The sequence below is a fragment of the Paenibacillus sp. FSL K6-3182 genome, assembly GCF_037976325.1.
In the GTDB taxonomy this organism is placed as follows: domain Bacteria; phylum Bacillota; class Bacilli; order Paenibacillales; family Paenibacillaceae; genus Pristimantibacillus.
The window spans coordinates 785,393-802,294 of sequence record NZ_CP150265.1 but is presented as its reverse complement, the minus strand read 5'-3'; the positions used below and the strand labels follow the sequence as shown (position 1 = coordinate 802,294).

The 16,902-nt window shown below is 43.4% G+C and carries 16 protein-coding genes; 3 read left to right on the top strand and 13 right to left on the bottom strand.

Going from position 1 to position 16,902, the window contains the following annotated elements; translation table 11 throughout:
- Window positions 1-18: 18 nt before the first annotated feature.
- Window positions 19-939, bottom strand: coding sequence for a phosphotransferase (locus MHH56_RS03550; RefSeq protein ID WP_339206653.1), 921 nt, complete (start codon window positions 937-939; stop codon window positions 19-21).
- Between the two features lie 210 nt (window positions 940-1,149).
- Between MHH56_RS03550 and MHH56_RS03545 the strand changes: the two genes are divergently transcribed.
- Window positions 1,150-1,989 (top strand): ROK family protein, encoded by an 840-nt coding sequence (locus MHH56_RS03545; RefSeq protein WP_339206651.1) that lies wholly within the window; start codon window positions 1,150-1,152, stop codon window positions 1,987-1,989.
- 149 nt (window positions 1,990-2,138) lie between these two features.
- Here MHH56_RS03545 and MHH56_RS03540 read toward each other — a convergent pair whose 3' ends face one another.
- From MHH56_RS03540 to MHH56_RS03490, 11 genes are all read right to left on the bottom strand, one after another.
- Complete coding sequence (locus tag MHH56_RS03540; protein ID WP_339206649.1) at window positions 2,139-2,480, bottom strand: DUF1801 domain-containing protein; 342 nt, start codon at window positions 2,478-2,480, stop codon at window positions 2,139-2,141.
- Window positions 2,481-2,571: 91 nt separating this feature from the next.
- Entirely contained in the window at window positions 2,572-3,006 is a 435-nt protein-coding gene (locus MHH56_RS03535) for a YciI family protein (RefSeq protein ID WP_054026319.1), read from the bottom strand.
- Between the two features lie 92 nt (window positions 3,007-3,098).
- A complete protein-coding gene (locus MHH56_RS03530; protein ID WP_339206647.1) occupies window positions 3,099-4,388 on the bottom strand; it encodes an RNA polymerase sigma factor in 1,290 nt (429 codons plus the stop codon).
- Window positions 4,385-4,819: a YciI family protein gene (locus MHH56_RS03525; RefSeq protein WP_339206645.1), complete on the bottom strand. Its 435-nt coding sequence runs from the start codon at window positions 4,817-4,819 to the stop codon at window positions 4,385-4,387. The genes MHH56_RS03530 and MHH56_RS03525 overlap by 4 nt, the downstream gene beginning before the upstream one ends.
- Window positions 4,820-5,192: 373 nt before the next feature.
- Window positions 5,193-5,945 carry an aminoglycoside adenylyltransferase domain-containing protein gene (locus tag MHH56_RS03520; RefSeq protein ID WP_339206643.1) on the bottom strand — a complete coding sequence of 251 codons (753 nt, stop codon included), beginning with the start codon at window positions 5,943-5,945 and terminating at the stop codon, window positions 5,193-5,195.
- A 17-nt stretch (window positions 5,946-5,962) separates the two neighbouring features.
- Window positions 5,963-6,211: a hypothetical protein gene (locus tag MHH56_RS03515; RefSeq protein ID WP_339206642.1), complete on the bottom strand. Its 249-nt coding sequence runs from the start codon at window positions 6,209-6,211 to the stop codon at window positions 5,963-5,965.
- Between the two features lie 229 nt (window positions 6,212-6,440).
- A complete protein-coding gene (locus MHH56_RS03510; RefSeq protein WP_339206640.1) occupies window positions 6,441-7,490 on the bottom strand; it encodes a Gfo/Idh/MocA family oxidoreductase in 1,050 nt (349 codons plus the stop codon).
- Complete coding sequence (locus MHH56_RS03505) at window positions 7,487-8,239, bottom strand: ThuA domain-containing protein (RefSeq protein ID WP_339206639.1); 753 nt, start codon at window positions 8,237-8,239, stop codon at window positions 7,487-7,489. The genes MHH56_RS03510 and MHH56_RS03505 overlap by 4 nt, the downstream gene beginning before the upstream one ends.
- A gap of 24 nt (window positions 8,240-8,263) precedes the next feature.
- The gene (locus tag MHH56_RS03500; RefSeq protein ID WP_339206638.1) at window positions 8,264-9,856 is read right to left on the bottom strand and encodes an extracellular solute-binding protein; all 1,593 of its coding nucleotides are present in this window, start codon (window positions 9,854-9,856) and stop codon (window positions 8,264-8,266) included.
- Between the two features lie 45 nt (window positions 9,857-9,901).
- Window positions 9,902-10,750 carry a carbohydrate ABC transporter permease gene (locus MHH56_RS03495; protein ID WP_339209493.1) on the bottom strand — a complete coding sequence of 283 codons (849 nt, stop codon included), beginning with the start codon at window positions 10,748-10,750 and terminating at the stop codon, window positions 9,902-9,904.
- Between the two features lie 84 nt (window positions 10,751-10,834).
- The gene (locus tag MHH56_RS03490; protein ID WP_339209492.1) at window positions 10,835-11,743 is read right to left on the bottom strand and encodes an ABC transporter permease subunit; all 909 of its coding nucleotides are present in this window, start codon (window positions 11,741-11,743) and stop codon (window positions 10,835-10,837) included.
- A gap of 342 nt (window positions 11,744-12,085) precedes the next feature.
- On the opposite strand from MHH56_RS03490, the gene MHH56_RS03485 reads away from it, so the two are divergent.
- Window positions 12,086-13,813 (top strand): histidine kinase, encoded by a 1,728-nt coding sequence (locus tag MHH56_RS03485; protein WP_339206637.1) that lies wholly within the window; start codon window positions 12,086-12,088, stop codon window positions 13,811-13,813.
- A gap of 15 nt (window positions 13,814-13,828) precedes the next feature.
- Entirely contained in the window at window positions 13,829-15,430 is a 1,602-nt protein-coding gene (locus tag MHH56_RS03480) for a helix-turn-helix domain-containing protein (protein WP_339206636.1), read from the top strand.
- Between the two features lie 595 nt (window positions 15,431-16,025).
- Here the strand turns inward: MHH56_RS03480 and MHH56_RS03475 are convergent.
- Window positions 16,026-16,883, bottom strand: coding sequence for a DUF1629 domain-containing protein (locus MHH56_RS03475; protein WP_339206634.1), 858 nt, complete (start codon window positions 16,881-16,883; stop codon window positions 16,026-16,028).
- Window positions 16,884-16,902 lie beyond the last annotated feature (19 nt).

Here is a 16,902-nt window from a genome sequence, read left to right as displayed (position 1 = left end):
TCCGCTCAGCTAACCCTTTTACAAAAAGTGATCATACTCAATTCGCATTCTATATAAATTCAAAATTCGAACTTGTTCCTCACTTAATTGTTCATGATTCCAATACATATGCATCAAGTTGTATTCAAACAGCTGTTTCAATTTCAAAAAAAGCGGCAATGTATCGACCATCTCCGTAGATAGATCGTGCTCTTCTCTATATCCATCAAGGAGAACTTCCGTAATGGACTGTCGATAGTCCTTTATGTTCCCTCCGCCTGAGAATGAGAATTCCATAGCAGAATAAATAGGCACAGCTAAATCAAAAATATTAAAATGTTTTTCACAATCTTGGAAATCAATCATCGTAATTTCAGAGCCGTCCACTAAGATGTTTTCTAGCCATAAATCACCGTGGATCAGTCCGTAGTTTGAATTATTTTTAGGCAAACCCTTAATCTCTGTTAAAAGACGATCTGCCATTTCTCGTATCGCTGTTTCTTCCTTCGGAATATGTGTGAGAAAATCATATTCCTTATTTTCGTACCAATCCTTAAGATGTGCCGTAGACTCAAGATAGGACTGGGTTACACGATGCATCTTGCCTATTTGTTTTCCAACCTTTTTAAGTACAGATTTGTTCCACTCCGCCCGTGGCAAATGAATGCCCGCCGCAGCTTTATATACAACGGCTAGCTTTTCTTCATCCAGCATGATCTTTTCAATATATTGATGATTAGAAGAGTGGACTGCTTCAGAAGCGCCAACGCCTTGATGGCATAAAAAATTCGTCCAGCTTACTTCCTCTAACTGCTCGTGATAGGTTTTATAATTCGTTATTCGAACAAAAAGGGTGCCCTCCTTTGCAAGACAACGATAGATTTCATTGGTTACCGTGTCCACCTTATAACAACCAATAGAATAAGCTTCCTTAAGAAATTTCAATATTTGTTCTTCCATATTTGTATCCGCCTCGTTATAGATAGTTATCTAAACCACTTCTTTAGTTTACCATTTATAAACATCGGGCTCCGATAAAATACAATTATACTTGTTCTTGGCATGGCCGAAATACTCTTATTGCAGCTATTTTCTATAATTTATATAATATGGATATGTTTTAGAGATAGTAGACTTCTTACTCTACCCTATACTAGGAGTGACTATGGTATGAATTCATATGTTGGCATCGAAATAGACGGCGGTCAGATGTATATGATGGCGGATACGCCGAATGGCTGTCTAGAGCAAATTTTTCCTATCGCCAGAGATTGCTCGCTGCTCGAGCTGCAGCAGGAGGTCGAAGCTTTTGTAGCCAAGCTGACTTATACACCAAGCGGCATCGGCATCGGTATGCCGGGACTTGTTGTTGGTACGGATAAAGTAGAGCTAAGTCATGTTTTACCTGTGTTAAACGGGACTACAGCAGATATGTTTACGACAGCAGCAGGCATTCCTGTAGCATTCATTAACGACGTTAAGGCTGCAACGATGGCCGAGGCTGCTCATTATCAGGACAACCATACCGTTGCGGTCATTATGTCTGATGCCTTCATCGCAGCAGGTGTAGTCGCCTCAGGCGAATTGCAGCTTGGTGCGAAGGGCTGGAGCGGTGAGCTCGGCTATATGATCCTTACCGTGAATGGCAAGCCAGCACTGCTCGATACTCTAGCCAGTGGTTACGCGATTACGAACCAAGCCGGCATAGATGATGCGGCAGTGCGTGAGCGGCTAGAAGCAGGCGATTTGCAGGTGACTGCGCTTGTACGCCAAGCAGGGCAATATTTTGGCTACGCTTTAACTAACCTGCTTCATCTGTATAATCCAGATGTCATCGTGGTTGGCGGCAGTACTCCGACATATAAGGGCTATATGGAAGCTGCCAAGGCTGCTCTTGAAGAACATGCGCTGCCTGAATTGTTGAAGTGCTGCAACCTAACAGAACCTAAGATTCATAACCGGGTCATCGCATTTGGCGCTAGAGAGTGGATAAGGAAGCTTACACAATAACCATATTTGCGTAGCTTTATTTATTCATAAAGAACAGAAAAGCCGGACACCATTCGAGTGAATGGTGTCCGGCTTTCTTATAGCTGCTCCTTATGTTGCTTCCCGCAAAAAAGAGCACCAGCAAGGTGCTCTTCTTATTCAATACACTCTTATAATGTCGAGGCAGCCTGGCCAACTAACGACGTCAGTTGATCATAATCAACTGCATTCCCCTGTTTAAGCTTAATGGTTTTCCGTTCAGGAGGACCGTCAAACAATGGCTCCGGAAACGATAGCTCACTTGCGTTAAAGATCGTAAAGCTCACCGCATCCTTCGAAGTGGAAATAACGGCAGCGTATTTTCCATTTTTCAAAAAATGAGGTTTCTTATACTGAATGCGCTCCTGAACGTCTGGGATAGCTCCATGAACAAGCTTGCGCAGCTCAGAACTCAGCTCCACTTGCCAAGGCTCTTTTATCGCTGCGATAAAATCTGTTACTTCTTGATTCATTTGATATTTCTCCTTTGTAATTGAAATTCTACCTGACTCTATCATTACGTCGAACGAGTATTAACAAAATCGACAGCTTCATAAAAAAAACTCAGCTTTTATTTAGAATGTCAATTTGGTCTCTCAAATCCGCTTCCAGTGCCATCATTCTTGAGCCTTGCAGCAATTTCGTATCTTCAAGAAGCAGGCGCAGCTCAATTTCACCCTCGCCGCCGTAGGCTGGATTTGGCATACGCATCGCAAATGCAATGGCTTCTTCCTCCGATTTCACATCAATCAGCGTATATCCCGCTATTATTCCTTTTACCTCCGCAAAAGGACCGACTACAACATTCGGCTTCTCTCCGTATTCGGAATACGTGATCCGCAGTCCGCTCGAGCTGGGCTGCAGACCTTCAGCAGCTAAGAGCACACCTGCCTCAGCAAGAGAATCATTGAACGAAGCCATCTCATCCATAAGCTGTCGATCGGGCTTCACACCAGCTTCAGATTGCTTGGTTGCTTTAACAATCAACATATATCGCATGTATATTTCCTCCCTATCGCTTGAGAACGGGGCGATTTCAAACCATCCTCTACTTCAGCAACGAATGGGGAGCTTCATAATCGACATAATCGTTATTTTTCATGACCTTCATTTTCTTTATCCGCTTCTAAAGACAAGCACTCGGCAGCACGATTCAGCAGAAGCTCGCGCTCGCGAGCGTTACGTGTCAACGAAGCAGCACGCTCAAATTCTGTGCGCGCCTCATCCATACGGCCCAATTTAACCAGAAGATCACCGCGGACGCTCGGCAACAAATGATAGTCTTTTAATGATGCTGCGGATGTGAGCTCATCAACAATTTGAAGGCCGAACGCTGGACCGAAAGCCATTGCAATCGCTACCGCCCGATTTAATTCTACGATAGGGGACGGCATGACGCGCGACAAAGCTTCATATAAAGCGGCAATACGCGCCCAATCGGTCTCCGATGCCATCCGAGCTTTAGCATGGCACGCAGTAATCGCAGCTTGAAGCGCGTAAGGACCAAGCGGACGGCCGAGCTTTTGCGCTCGCTCAAGAGCAGTTAAGCCTCGGCGGATGAGCAACTGATCCCATAAACTGCGGTTTTGATCCATCAGAAGAATCGGTTCGCCCGCAGCATTTACCCGTGTTTTGAAGCGTGACGATTGGATTTCCATTAAAGCAACCAAACCATGCACTTCAGGCTCGGCGGGTGCAATTTCCGCCAGGATACGTCCTAGCCTTAGCGCTTCCTGGCAGAGCAGCGGTCGAAACCAGCTGCCGCCGGATGTCGCCGTATACCCCTCATTAAACATTAAATAGATCACTTCGAGTACAGTAGAGAGTCGTTCCTTGAGCTCATCGCCTACAGGAACCTCGAAACCAACCCGCAAGCTGCTTAACGTACGTTTCGCTCGAACAATCCGCTGTGCAATAGTCGACTCTGCAACAAGATAAGCATGTGCGATTTCATCCGTGGTAAGTCCTCCAAGCAAGCGCAGCGTCAAAGCTACTCTCGCCTCCTGAGATAGAGCAGGATGACATGTTGTGAAAATCAAGCGCAGGAGATCATCTCCGACCTCTCCATCCATCGCTATATGAATATCTTCCTCGGTATATAAGACCGTTCCTCGTCCAAACTCTTCATATTTCTGGTCGCGCAGCTTGCTCCTCCTAATCATATCAATCGCACGGCGTTTCGCTGCAGTCATAAGCCATGCTCCTGGATTATCCGGAATTCCGCTTTCCGGCCACTTCTCTAGTGCAATAATAAGCGCATCCTGTGCAAGGTCTTCCGCAAGGCCGACGTCGCGAACCATCCGCGCCAGCCCGGCTATAAGCTTGGCTGATTCAATACGCCAGATGGCATCAATTGTACGATGGACTGCAGACTGGCTCACGATTTTTTAGGCCTCTCCATCTGTTCTCGAAGCGCCGCTTCCATAGCCAGCGTTTCCGGATTTTGAGTCAAATCCATCGCATCAAGCACCTGCCTTAGCTCGATTTCACCCTCGCCATTACCATGGGGATCTGGCATCCTCATCGCCCATTCAATGGCATCTTCCCTAGAATTAACTTCAATAAGCGTATACCCCGCTATAATTTCTTTGGCCTCAGTGAATGGACCGTCTATTACTTTCGGTTTTTCACCGGGATTTGGATAAGAAATGCGTATGCCGTTCGAGCTTGCTTGGAGCCCATCCGCTGCGAGCAGTACGCCAGCCTTAGCCAATTCTTCATTGTAACGAAGCATCGCTTCGAGAAGCTCCTGACTTGGCATAACGCCTGCCTCGGAATCTTTAGTGCCTTTGACGATCATCATAAATCGCATATGTATTCCCTCCTGATTTTATAATCGAGTCTCTATTATTGTTTTTACTCAGCCGATAATTTCGTCCTTATTTAAACGACGAATAGCATTATTCAAATTCGACTTAGCGAGTTAAAATGCTGTCTATTAATTGCTCATGTTGTCCCGCTCCAGCTCATATCCGTTATTTATTCTTCATCAATAAATAAAACTCCTTTATGAAGCAAGCGTAGTGTGTACGTCATGAAGCAAAATAAAAACCTCTATGTCCGCCGCCCTCTGCAAAAGAGAAGAAGCGAGGCAAATAGAGGCTTTCGTATTCGTTAAGTAATTTTATGCTTTTAACAATTAATCACATCAACAGTTTAAGTGGATGCTCTGCTTTCCATCTCACTTAAATTAATGCCTTTATTTCACGCAGCATACCACCTGCAAATGCCGTTAAGAGCTCACGATCAAACGTTTGTTTCCCTGTAACTCCGGCGTACTCGTCTAGGCACTTTCCAATCAAGTCCTGATACTCTGTTGGAAGAGCTTTGACGCCCCATTCTCCCCCTTCTTTTTTGGACGATATATTCCCTTCTCTCAGGTAGAACAGCACTCTACACAGGTTCAAGGTAATATACATCGGTTGATCCATAATGTCTTCCGAAGCCCCTTTAATATCATGATAAATGGACGCTAGAAAATACGTTTTATCGATAGGCTCATACAACTCATTAAGCGGCTTGCCATATAAGGTAATTCCGCGATAATAAGCGACAACCAGCTGCGATGCAAAATCATGATCCTCGTACCCGCCGCAAACATAGTTTTCGTCTGAGCGATATCTCTCCTTGTGGAAGTCAGAATAATGCATTTCACAGGGCGTAGGATAGACGAAGGAACTCAGGTGCGATTCCAGAACCACACTAAACTCCATACCTCTAGCATTTGGCATTTCATCATCCAGCGCCAACACTAACCTAGCCATCCTCTTTTTGTTTTCCTCGGTCAGACTCTCTTTGATCACAACGATAAAATCGATATCGCTTCTTTGCGGATGAAAGCATCCCATAGCCAATGATCCGTGTAAATAAATGCCCGACAAATTGTCGCCGAGCTTCCCTTTAAACAAAGAAACGATTTTATCCAAGTACAGCTGCATGCTTTTGCCTCCCCAACTCATCTGTCCGCATTATTAAATCTAAACACCATTTTATGACCGTCAAATGTCATGCCAACCGCTTCTTCAAAATGGTTCGTTGTGTAGCTTGATACTGTTTTTCTCCAAAATTTTTGCCCTGTTATATTTTGCTCCATCGGGTTTGTAAAGAGCTCCCACTGGCCTTTGAACCTCTCAAATACTTGCGTCGCTGCCTTTTGTGCAACACCTTTCCCTCTGAATGGCTGCAATAGAAAGAAATTATTCACAAAATAATCGACCCCTTTTGCACACTTTTATTCTCATCATCTATCCCACTCTCAATCTTTAATTTCAAAAGAAGCTATATTTCAAACTTATACCAGTATGTAGCTGCAAGCAAGGTACAGTTTGATTTTAACTAATCTACACGTTTTTTCGGTGCAGCCTCTTCTAGAAACAAAAAAAACGGTTCAGCAAAGACTAAAATCGTCTTCACTGAACCGGAACAAATTAAACTTAGAGCTGTACGGTTGCTTTCGTTTCACTTGCCTTAATAATAGCATCTAAAATCTCTTGATTGCGGTACCCATCCATAAAGCCGGCAATGCCATCCGGAACGCTTCCCTCAAGCAATGCCGTAAAATCAGCATACTGCGTCACTTTACAACTTGCAGGAACTTCGACAACCACTCGCGCAAGCTGACCAGGAGCCTCCTCACGAATCCAAACCAACTCATTCGGATTTAGCGTTGAAGCATGAAGCGTGCCTAAATCTCCATATATGGATACTTCGTGCTGATTGCCCGATCCAATCGCATTGCGAGTCGTTTGGAAGACGCCCATTATTCCGCCCTCCATACGAGCCTGGAAGCTTGCAAAGTCATCCACCTCGATGGTAACCATATTGCCGCTCGCTGGATCTTGCCGCTGCGGAATAATGGTATGCAGCTGTGCCGACAGTTCTTCGAATTCCCCAAAGAGAAAACGCGCCATATCGATCATGTGCGAGCCCAAATCGCCAAGCGTCCCCGTGCCGGTAATATCTTTGTTAAAACGCCAGATATAAGGGACATTATTTGGCGCTGCGCCCCATCCCTGCAAATATTGGACACTAAAGCTGCGAACCGTTCCGATTTCACCCTCGCGCACAAGCTGCCGTACGTATCGGAATGCAGGTGTATAGCGGTAGGTGAACGCCATCATTGCTGGAATCGGCTGCTGTTCATACAACTCAAGTAGTGACTCAGCTTCCTCAAACATGCGGGTAAAAGGTTTCTCCGCCATGAATGGCTTTCGTGCTTGCAGGCAAGCCCGGATAATGTCCGCATGGACATTGTTCGGCGTAACGGACACTACGGCATCCACATCATTATCCTCAATCAGATGGTTATAGTCCAAGTAACGCTTGCCCTCAGCAACATCAAGCTGGTCACCCACCTTGGCTAACGCTTCTTCATACACATCGCTTACCGCAATAATGTCAAAGCGGCCTTCCGCTTTCATCCACCGAATATGCTCTTGAGCCATTCCGCCTAAACCAATCAAGCCGATACGGAATTTTCTCATATTTCGGTTACCTCTCTCGAGTAAGGCTTGGATTTAATAGGCTCCAGCGGAGCTGCATTGCCATAAACAGGCTCAGCCGTTTGACTTGGCACTGCCCATCGCACGCCGTTCTCGATTACCTTCTGGATTTCTTTATTGTAATAGGTCGGATAGGTCTCATGCCCCGGACGGAAGTAAAAGACTTTCCCTTGTCCGCGGTGGTAAGTAACGCCGCTGCGGAACACTTCGCCGCCTTCAAACCAAGAAACAAACACCAGCTGGTCTGGAGTCGGAATATTAAAATGCTCACCGTACATCTCTTCCTGCTGCAGCTCGATGTATTCGCCAAGGCCTGAAGCAATTGGATGAGCCGGGTCAATGACCCAAATCCGTTCCTTTTCATCCGCCTCGCGCCATTTCAGCTGTCCTGTCGGTGTGCCAAGCAGCTTGCTGAAAATTTTCGAAGCGTGCCCTGAATGCAGAACGATAAGCCCCATTCCTTTCAGCACCCGTTGGTACACCTTGTCGACGATCCTGTCCTCGACCTCATGATGCGCCAAATGCCCCCACCAAATTAATACATCCGTCTGATTCAATACCTGCTCCGTTAGTCCATGCTCCGGCTCATCGAGCGTAGCTGTTCCGACTTCAAAGCCTGCTTTCGTCAGGAAGTCTGCAATTGCGCCATGAATGCCGTTCGGATAAATGCCACCTACAACCGGATTGTTTTTCTCATGACGATTTTCATTCCATACCGTTACTCTCACCATTACGTACTAGCTCCTTTACAACAGTTACTTAACACTTGTATAGCGTTTATAGGCATCACTGCGAATCTCAACCAAACGTTCTAGTCCCATGCCGTTCAGCTGTTTAATATACGCGTCCCATTCTTGATCGATGTTTCCTTTTATAATCCATTTTGCACGGTTCGTTTTGACGTAGCTGTCAATATCCGTAGTAAGCGTTGGAAGCTCCTTGAATTCTTCTACGTTGTACATAACATTCGGGAATGGCGTCGTTACATATTCACTTACGAGCTTGTCGATTGCCAGCTTCAGCCCGTCTCCTGTCGTTTCATCCAAAATGATATTTTTCTCAAAGCTTGGGCTTACATATTTCGGACCAAAATCACGGACCGATTGATCCCAGTACCAAGCATCCGCGCTTGTGCCTTCTGGAGGATTCATCAGCGCATAGCTGCCATCGCCTTTTTTATCAATAACGGTTCCGATTGCGCCCCAGAAATTTTGAATGCTTGCTTCATTTGTGTAGAACTGATCCGCCCAGCGCGCAGCGACTTCCGGATTTTCACTGAATGTCGTAATCAGCATTTCATTGCGTCTTAAGCTTAATCCAACAGGATCTCCGGTTTGATAACGTTTGCCATCTGGTCCAGCAATGGACGGAATAGCTGCATATTCATCCTTCCACTTTCCGAAGACAGCATCCGGTATCCATTGATTCGAGAAGCCGATCATAGCTGCATCTGGATTTTGCTGTTTAGCAGAAGACATGGTATTGTCCTGGGTGAACAGCTCCTGATCGATCAACCCTTCTGAATACAATTTATGCGTCCATTTCAGCGCTTCTTTATATTCGTTCGAAGTCGGATAGAAAACGGGCACGCCGTCCTTGAGCATCATGCTGTTGCCATTCAAATCTGTTATGCCAAATGGGTTTAGAAAATCCATGCTAATATCTACCGAGCCGCTAAAAGGAATTTCATCCGCTTTCCCGTTTTGGTTCGGATCCTTTTCTTTGAATGCTTTGAACACATTGTACAAATCTTCAATATTATTAGGAACTTCAAGGCCGAGACGATCGAGCCACGCTTTATTGATTACAGGCTGCATCGTCGATAGAGGACGTGATGGCAGCCTAGCAGGCAAAGAGTAAATTTTGCCGTCTGGGAATGTGCTGATTTGCTTCAGCTCTGGCGTTTCGTCCATTGCCGCTTTCAAGTTCGGCATATATTTGTCGATATAGTCATCGAGCGGGCGGAAATAGCTTAAGTTGTTGACGATATCGGAATCCGAGAAGGCATTGTCTCCAAAAATAATATCAGGAAGCTTGCCGCTCGCCAGCATGATCGATTTTTGCTCGCCCCAGTCATTGGAGGACATGACCTGCCAGTTTATTTTAACGTTCGTTGCTTTTTCAAGGTCCTGCAGCCATTTATTATTTTTGAATGTATCTCCCATATTGCCCCAGCGCACAGTCAACACATCCAGTGTGATTGGCGCCGTTACGATCGGCAGCCCTTCTGAGCTAAATTCGGAGCCTGCTTGGGCAGGTTCCTTCTCCGTTTTGCCAGAAGCGCAGCCTATAAGGCTGATTAACATGCTTAAGCTTAGAACTAGTGCAATGAACAATTTTTTCTTCATTTGAAAGATCCCCCTAGTACTTATTGTGAATGGCAAATGGCTAAATTACTTCACAGCGCCAATCATCACCCCCTGATTGAAATACTTTTGAACGAATGGATACATACACATGATTGGAAGCGTCGAGACGATAATAACCGAATAGCGCATTAGGTTCGCTAGTCGCAGGGCAATAAGCGCCGCTTCGCCTGTTCCCATGCTTGACTGCATTTGGTTCGTAATTAATATGTTCCTAAGCACAAGCTGCAAGGGATACAAATCCTGATCCTTTAAGTAAATGAGTGCATTAAAATAGGAATTCCAGTAGCCGACCGCCGTCCATAAGGCCAAAACAGACAAAATGGCTTTTGACAGCGGCAGCACGATTTGCACATAATACTTCAGGTTGCCGCAGCCATCAAGCTGCGCGGCTTCCCACAAATCGCCGGGAATGCTGGACTGGAAAAACGTACGTGCCACAATGATATTAAACACGGCAACAGAGAAAGGCAGTACCATAACTAGAAAAGTATCATACAAATGAAAGTCGCGGATCGTCAAAAATGTAGGAATGAGACCACCATTAAAAAACATCGTGAATATAAAAAATATATTGATGCTCTTGCGGCCTACAAGATCTTTTCTGGAAAGCGCATAGGCTGCCGAAACATTGATCGCCAAGCTAATGATCGTCCCTATTACGGTATACAGGAGCGTATTTCGGTAGCCAATCCATATGTTAGAATGATTCAATAATTCCTTATAGCCATCGAGCGTAAAGCCTTTTGGCAAAACCCACATTTGACCGTTAGCGACGGCGGCAGGATCACTGAATGATGCGATGACGATAAAATAAATCGGATAAACGATTAGAATCAGCATCACAATCGCAAACAAATATAGCAACCATTCCATGGCGTCGAAGGAACGCCTTTTTTGTTTATGCAAAGCCTGTTGTGCTGCGGTTTCCATTGTGCTCATCCGTATCCTTCCTTTCTGTTACCACAGGCTGTTTTCGCTGTATTTTTTGGCTGCCTGATTAACTAGAATCAGTAATATAAAGCTAATGATCGTATTAAACAGATTGATCGCCGAGGAGAAGCTGTACTGGCTGCTTAGCATCCCGATTTTATATACATAGGTAGCAATAACCTCGCTGGAGGAAATGTTCAAATTATTTTGCATCAAATAAACCTTTTCAAATCCGACACCGAGCAGTCCGCCAATTCGAAGGATCAGCAATGTGATGGCCGTTGGGAGCAGCATCGGAATATCAATGAAACGTATTCTTTGCCAGCGGCTTGCCCCATCCACCTTCGCTGCTTCATAAAGGCTTGGATCAACAGCGGATAACGCCGCAATGAAGATAATGCTGTCCCAGCCAGCATGCTGCCAAACATCTGTCCATACGTAAACGCTGGTAAACCATTCCGCTGAGCCCATCAAGTTAGGAGCCTCAGCCCCAAACAAACGAAAGATATTGCCTATTAGCCCGGTGCTCGGTGAGGATAAAATGAGGATCAGACCCACCATTACAACGGTAGAAATAAAATGCGGCATATAGGTTACCGTCTGAAATACTTGCTTAAACCGGTTCACTCGCATTTGATTAATCATCAGCGCGAGCATAATCGGTATTGGAAAAGTAGCTATGCTATAGAAGCTAATAATCAACGTGTTTTTAATTGTGCTGGAAAATTGATAGGAGTTGAAAAACTTCTCAAAGTACTTGAACCCTGCCCAAGGACTGTCCATAATTCCGAGAGCGGGACTGTAATCTTTAAAAGCAATCAGCACCCCATACATCGGCTTATAAGAAAAAAGCAGAAGCAGCACAACTGCAGGCAGCAGCAAAACATACAAGCCCCAATTCTTTCTTATCCGGCCAATCGTTTGCTGCATATTCATGTTTAATTGGCTGGTCTTCAATGAAATTCCCCCATCCTTCATTCGTCTGCGTCCATGTTGTTTCGTCAAACTCTCTCTTGCCTCTTTATTATAAAGGCTGCTTTGAGAACAATTCGGACTATTCTAAATCGCTATTCGGACTTTTCATCCCATTCATCTAACGGTTTGGCAGCAGGATGCTAGAAATTAAAAAAAGACTGACACTATCCAGACTTTCTTGCGTTTTTTTCGGACTTTCATGTGAAAACGGGCTAGACCCGCCTCTCATTCTACTGCGTTTGCATTATAATTGGTTTTACTAGCAGACAGAAAGCCCGAAAAGAGAGGAAGCTAATGAGACCTATGACAAAACGCAAACCCGGCAAATCCTATCCGATTAGGCACTACGTAAAAGTGATGCTATTGATTTTAGTCTCTGTATTAGTACTGGATTGCATTATTAGTATCGTCGCTATTTCCATGGTCAAGCAGCAAACGACACGGTATTTGCAAAACACCGCGAATATGTACATTAATCAAATCAATCTTGATTTCTCCAATATTAATCAATACATGGGCTGGACGCTTGCAAACGATGAAAACGTAAAAAAGATGAAGCAATTTCGCTCCACCGATAACGAATTTATAAAAGCAAACACAGAGCTGTACAGGCGTTTCTCCGAGCTCCAAAAAAATTACGAGAAAAAATATAATTTCTTCATTTATTTAGAAGATCAAAAATACTTTTTAAATTCCTCACCAACCAATGTGTTGTACCCTGATTATTTATCATTAAAAAAACAAATCGCATCCTATGTACAAGATAAAAATTCGCTTGAAACCTATTATTCCAACTGGTCGCTTATCCAGTTGAATGCGAAATATTTTATCATTAATATCGTGCCGTTTCATGAAAGCTACCTGATTTGTCTTATTTCTGCTGATGAACTGATTGGTCCGCTTCAGCAAATGGATCTTGGGGGCAACGGGTTTGTATCCTTAATCGATCATACAGGCAATGTCATCAATAATCTGTCGACGGATAAGGGCACTGAGGTCCGTAACAACGAGCAAAAGAAAACGCTGCTAGGCATGATCCAGACCACAACAACCGTCAGCAAACCATTTGCAAATGCAACCTTTGGCGTGAAAATGTTCATCAAATTTGGCGCGTTTGAGAAAATTATGATTGCCCAGCTGCTCATTATGCTCCTTGCTGCTATTGTTGCCTGTGCCCTATGCGGCATCATGGTGTATTTCAATATTTTGATTTTAAGACCGCTCAAAAACTTTTCATTCAGCCTGACGCAGTTTAATGAAGACAGCAAACCGCTCGATCTCAAGATGAACAAAATCGTTGAGCTGGAATATGCCAATAAGCTGTTCAAAAACCTGCTGGAGCAAATTCGAATTTTCAAAATCGATATTTATGAACATGAAATTGAAAAACAAAAGATTCAGCTCGATTATATGAAATTGCAGATCAAGCCTCACTTTTTTTTGAACTGCTTAACCAACATTCACAGCATGGCTCAAATGCAAATGTTCGAGGAAATTCAAAGCATGGCCATTTCAACGTCCAATTATTTTCGTTATATTTTTCAAAATGGGGAAGATTTCGTGAAGCTGGACGATGAGATTGATCATGTTCGCATTTATTTGGAAATTCAAAAACATCGTTACAGAGATGCCTTCTCCTATCATATTAATCAAGGCCAAGATACGGGCAAGATGAGAATTCCGCCGCTTGTGCTTCAGACCTTCATCGAAAATTCAGTGAAATATGCGGTCTCGCGTGTACATGAGGTTCAAATTAGGCTGGATGTTGATGTGGAGAGGGAATCCGAGGAAGAGGTTGCTGTTATTCGTATATCCGATACCGGCCCTGGGTTTGACCCGGATATATTGGAAAGGCTTGAAAGTGGACAGCCGCTTGATCAAGCAAACGGGAATCACATCGGCATAATGAACACGATACAACGTTTGGAATACTTATATCACCGCAAGGCTAAAATTCATTTTTCCAATATTGACGCTGGAGGGGCTTGCGTGACGATATACCTTCCTCATCCTACGCAGGATACACCGTGAAAGGAGTAACAACGAATGAATGTACTGCTTGTAGATGACGACTATTTTGTTGTGACCGCACTAGAGAAAAAGGTGAATTGGCAGGCATTATCGATTGATCATGTCTATACTGCTTTTAATATCGCCCACGCGCAGGAGTTGCTCAAACAGCATCCGATTCACATTTTACTTTGCGACATCGAAATGCCGCAGGGCAGCGGGCTTGAGCTGCTCGCTTGGATTCGTGAAGAGAAATACAATATTCAGACCATATTTCTGACCAATTATGCTGATTTCAACTACGCGCAAAAAGCGATCGAGCTGCAAAGCTTTGATTATTTTCTAAAACCAATTGAATTCGACAAGCTGACGCTAATTATTCAGAAAGCCATCTTCAAAGCTAACGAACAGCAAGGCGTCGCCAAGGCGGTTCAAGAAGGCTACTACTGGCAAAAAAATCAGAAAAACGTGCAGGAGCATTTCTGGCGCAAGCTCGTGACGGGGAAAACAACCTATTCTACCCCCTCCAACATTTCCTATTTGATTGCTGAGCAGAATCTCCCTTACGCCTTAACAGACCTCGTACTGCCTGTCCTTATTCATGTATTTCCTCACGAGGAAAGCCTAGAAAAAAAGGACAAGGATTTATTTGATTTTGCGCTTATGAATGTACTGCATGAGCTGTTCCAGAACAAGCGCTTTACAGTCGAATCGATATTGGAGTTCAAGGAGTCCAATTGGATAGCGATACTGAAATGGAAGGACATTCCCGACAGCGGAATCATTGAAAGCATTTGCGCTACCTTCATTCAAAGAGCAAGTACATTTCTCAAATGTGATGCAAGCTGCAATATAGCAAGCACCGGAAAACTGGAGGCCATCCATCACGTCATGAAGGATTTGCTTAGCATGAATGAGAAGATCATTAAATATCGCAATCAAACCTTTTTGCTGGAGCATTTCAATCAGCAAGAAACTTCTTATATACCGCCTAACTTAATGCTTTTGGAGCAGCTGCTGGAGCAAAATAATCCTAGCTCCTTCCTTGCGGAAACGAGTTCATATTTGCACAATATCACCCATAAGCAAATGCTGAATGCTTCTGTGCTGAGTTTGTTTCGGCTGGATATCGTTCAGCTTGTTTATGCGTATCTCAAGAGTAAAGAAATTCAAGCACATAAAATGTATACGGGAAGAACCAATGACCAAATGTTTATGCAATCGTTGAACTCCATTGAGGATATGGAAAACTATCTTCAATATCTGGTGAATACGGCGACAGAGTACCGGAATTTTACGGAGCAGCCCAAGTCCGTCGTAGAAGAAATCAAGCAGCATATTCACAGCCATTGCGGAGATGAGCTGTCCAGAACGAGCCTGGCGGAAACCGTCTATCTTAATCCTGATTATTTGGCTCGATTGTTTAAGAAAGAAACGGGCATTTCATTAGGGAATTATATTATTCAAGTGCGCATCAAGGCCGCCAAGCATTTGCTCGAAACCACACAGTTATCGGTTAATACAATCGCCAGCAAAACCGGATACACGAACTACTCTTATTTTACCAAGCTGTTCAAGCAGGAGATCGGCTGCACGCCTAATGAGTTTAGGAAAATGCAAAATGGTCTCAAACAGTAACACTGACGATTACTGTATAAAATCCTTCCATATTTGAATCATAACGTGAGGTCCTATTTTTTGAGGATATAGTAATAAACAAATAAATGAAGTTAGGATTATAGTCGTTAACCATATATAGAATTTTATTTTTTTGCTCAATTCAGCTTTTATTGTTACGGTTAGTACTGTTATGATAATGCCACTATTAATCAAAAAAATCAGTGGGACTGCGATTATTCTTCCTAGTCCTGTAAACGGGTATAGTTTGATCAGTATATTTACTAATAATATAGAGGGGATCAAGCCTGCAATACAAGGTAAGATTCTTAAGCTGAATTTTTTCAATCTTCATTTCTCCATTCTTGAATCGAAACTCATCTTCGTGCAAAGACAGGATAAGGAATAGTTTAGGAAAATGAAAAATGAAAATAGATCTAGAAAATAGACTTAAGCTTGCTCAGCACCCGTAAAAAAGCACTTTATATGCCTTTTCAACAAAAATAAATCTAAAATATAGATCTATTTTCGCCAAATGAGTATTACTCGCAAAAATAGATCTAGATAATAGATTTAAGTCTGATCATCTTATTCCGTTTACATTATGTAGGGGCTGTTAATTGAAAGAAAATCCATCTTTGAGTCTACTGACTAATGATTTTCTCTTTTCTTTTATCCCCCATACGAGCCCTAAAATGATTGGTGGATAGTAGATTGGATTCATCCAGCTATATGTACCATCTAATAATAAATCACCTAATAAAATCTCATCTTTCTCGTCAACCTTTAGTGACCAATTTCCACTATAAGCTTGTTTCCCCTTGTTGCTTTTTATATATTTGATTGCTCTATTGAATTCGAACGTCTCAACTAAAGACCTGTCCACTTCTTCGCACATCGATGAATACTTTTCCTCTTTTTGCTTCCACGAGAAGTTTGAATCCCATATCTCAATAAGCTGAAATCCAATTAACTTTTCCTCAATTATTTGTTTAAGTTTATCCGATACATAGATCTCGTCGAGTATATGATCACCTTCATGTAACCTCACCCTAAAAATATCATGGCCTTCCACTACTTCTTGACGGAAAGCAAATTGTTCATACCCTATTAATCTGCCTGACCCATCTATTCTTTTTTCTAGCGACTGGTCTGGGTCAACACAATCTAAAGCGGTAAGTACATTTAGGACATAAAGCTCAGAATCTGAAATGAGGGGTAAAAACTCCACATTAATATTCGGTATTTGTAAGATTAAATCTTTGGCTCTGGCGCTAACGATGAGTGAGCCTCCAGTTCTATACATAAAATCAGAAGGTTTATTCCTATCCTCAATGGAAACACGCAGTGCCGTCCAATTACTTGCAACTGATTTGCACTCTTTAAATAGCTTCCTCATATTTGCGTAGTCATCGTAATTCACATAACTTGCCGAGTTAAATGCCGGATGATAATCAAGCCACCATACTTTCATAACGTACACTTCCTCAATT

Bases quoted from the DNA above. Each gene is read 5' to 3' on its own strand.
- MHH56_RS03540 (WP_339206649.1), bottom strand. From the start codon at position 2,480: ATGAATCAAGAAGTAACAGATTTTATCGCAGCGATAAAAGAGCCTTGG.
- MHH56_RS03495 (WP_339209493.1), bottom strand. From the start codon at position 10,750: ATGGAATGGTTGCTATATTTGTTTGCGATTGTGATGCTGATTCTAATC.
- MHH56_RS03545 (WP_339206651.1), top strand. From the start codon at position 1,150: ATGAATTCATATGTTGGCATCGAAATAGACGGCGGTCAGATGTATATG.
- MHH56_RS03475 (WP_339206634.1), bottom strand. From the start codon at position 16,883: ATGAAAGTATGGTGGCTTGATTATCATCCGGCATTTAACTCGGCAAGT.
- MHH56_RS03485 (WP_339206637.1), top strand. From the start codon at position 12,086: ATGACAAAACGCAAACCCGGCAAATCCTATCCGATTAGGCACTACGTA.
- MHH56_RS03480 (WP_339206636.1), top strand. From the start codon at position 13,829: ATGAATGTACTGCTTGTAGATGACGACTATTTTGTTGTGACCGCACTA.
- MHH56_RS03500 (WP_339206638.1), bottom strand. From the start codon at position 9,856: ATGAAGAAAAAATTGTTCATTGCACTAGTTCTAAGCTTAAGCATGTTA.
- MHH56_RS03490 (WP_339209492.1), bottom strand. From the start codon at position 11,743: ATGAATATGCAGCAAACGATTGGCCGGATAAGAAAGAATTGGGGCTTG.
- MHH56_RS03520 (WP_339206643.1), bottom strand. From the start codon at position 5,945: ATGCAGCTGTACTTGGATAAAATCGTTTCTTTGTTTAAAGGGAAGCTC.
- MHH56_RS03535 (WP_054026319.1), bottom strand. From the start codon at position 3,006: ATGCGATATATGTTGATTGTTAAAGCAACCAAGCAATCTGAAGCTGGT.
- MHH56_RS03525 (WP_339206645.1), bottom strand. From the start codon at position 4,819: ATGCGATTTATGATGATCGTCAAAGGCACTAAAGATTCCGAGGCAGGC.
- MHH56_RS03510 (WP_339206640.1), bottom strand. From the start codon at position 7,490: ATGAGAAAATTCCGTATCGGCTTGATTGGTTTAGGCGGAATGGCTCAA.
- MHH56_RS03505 (WP_339206639.1), bottom strand. From the start codon at position 8,239: ATGGTGAGAGTAACGGTATGGAATGAAAATCGTCATGAGAAAAACAAT.
- MHH56_RS03550 (WP_339206653.1), bottom strand. From the start codon at position 939: ATGGAAGAACAAATATTGAAATTTCTTAAGGAAGCTTATTCTATTGGT.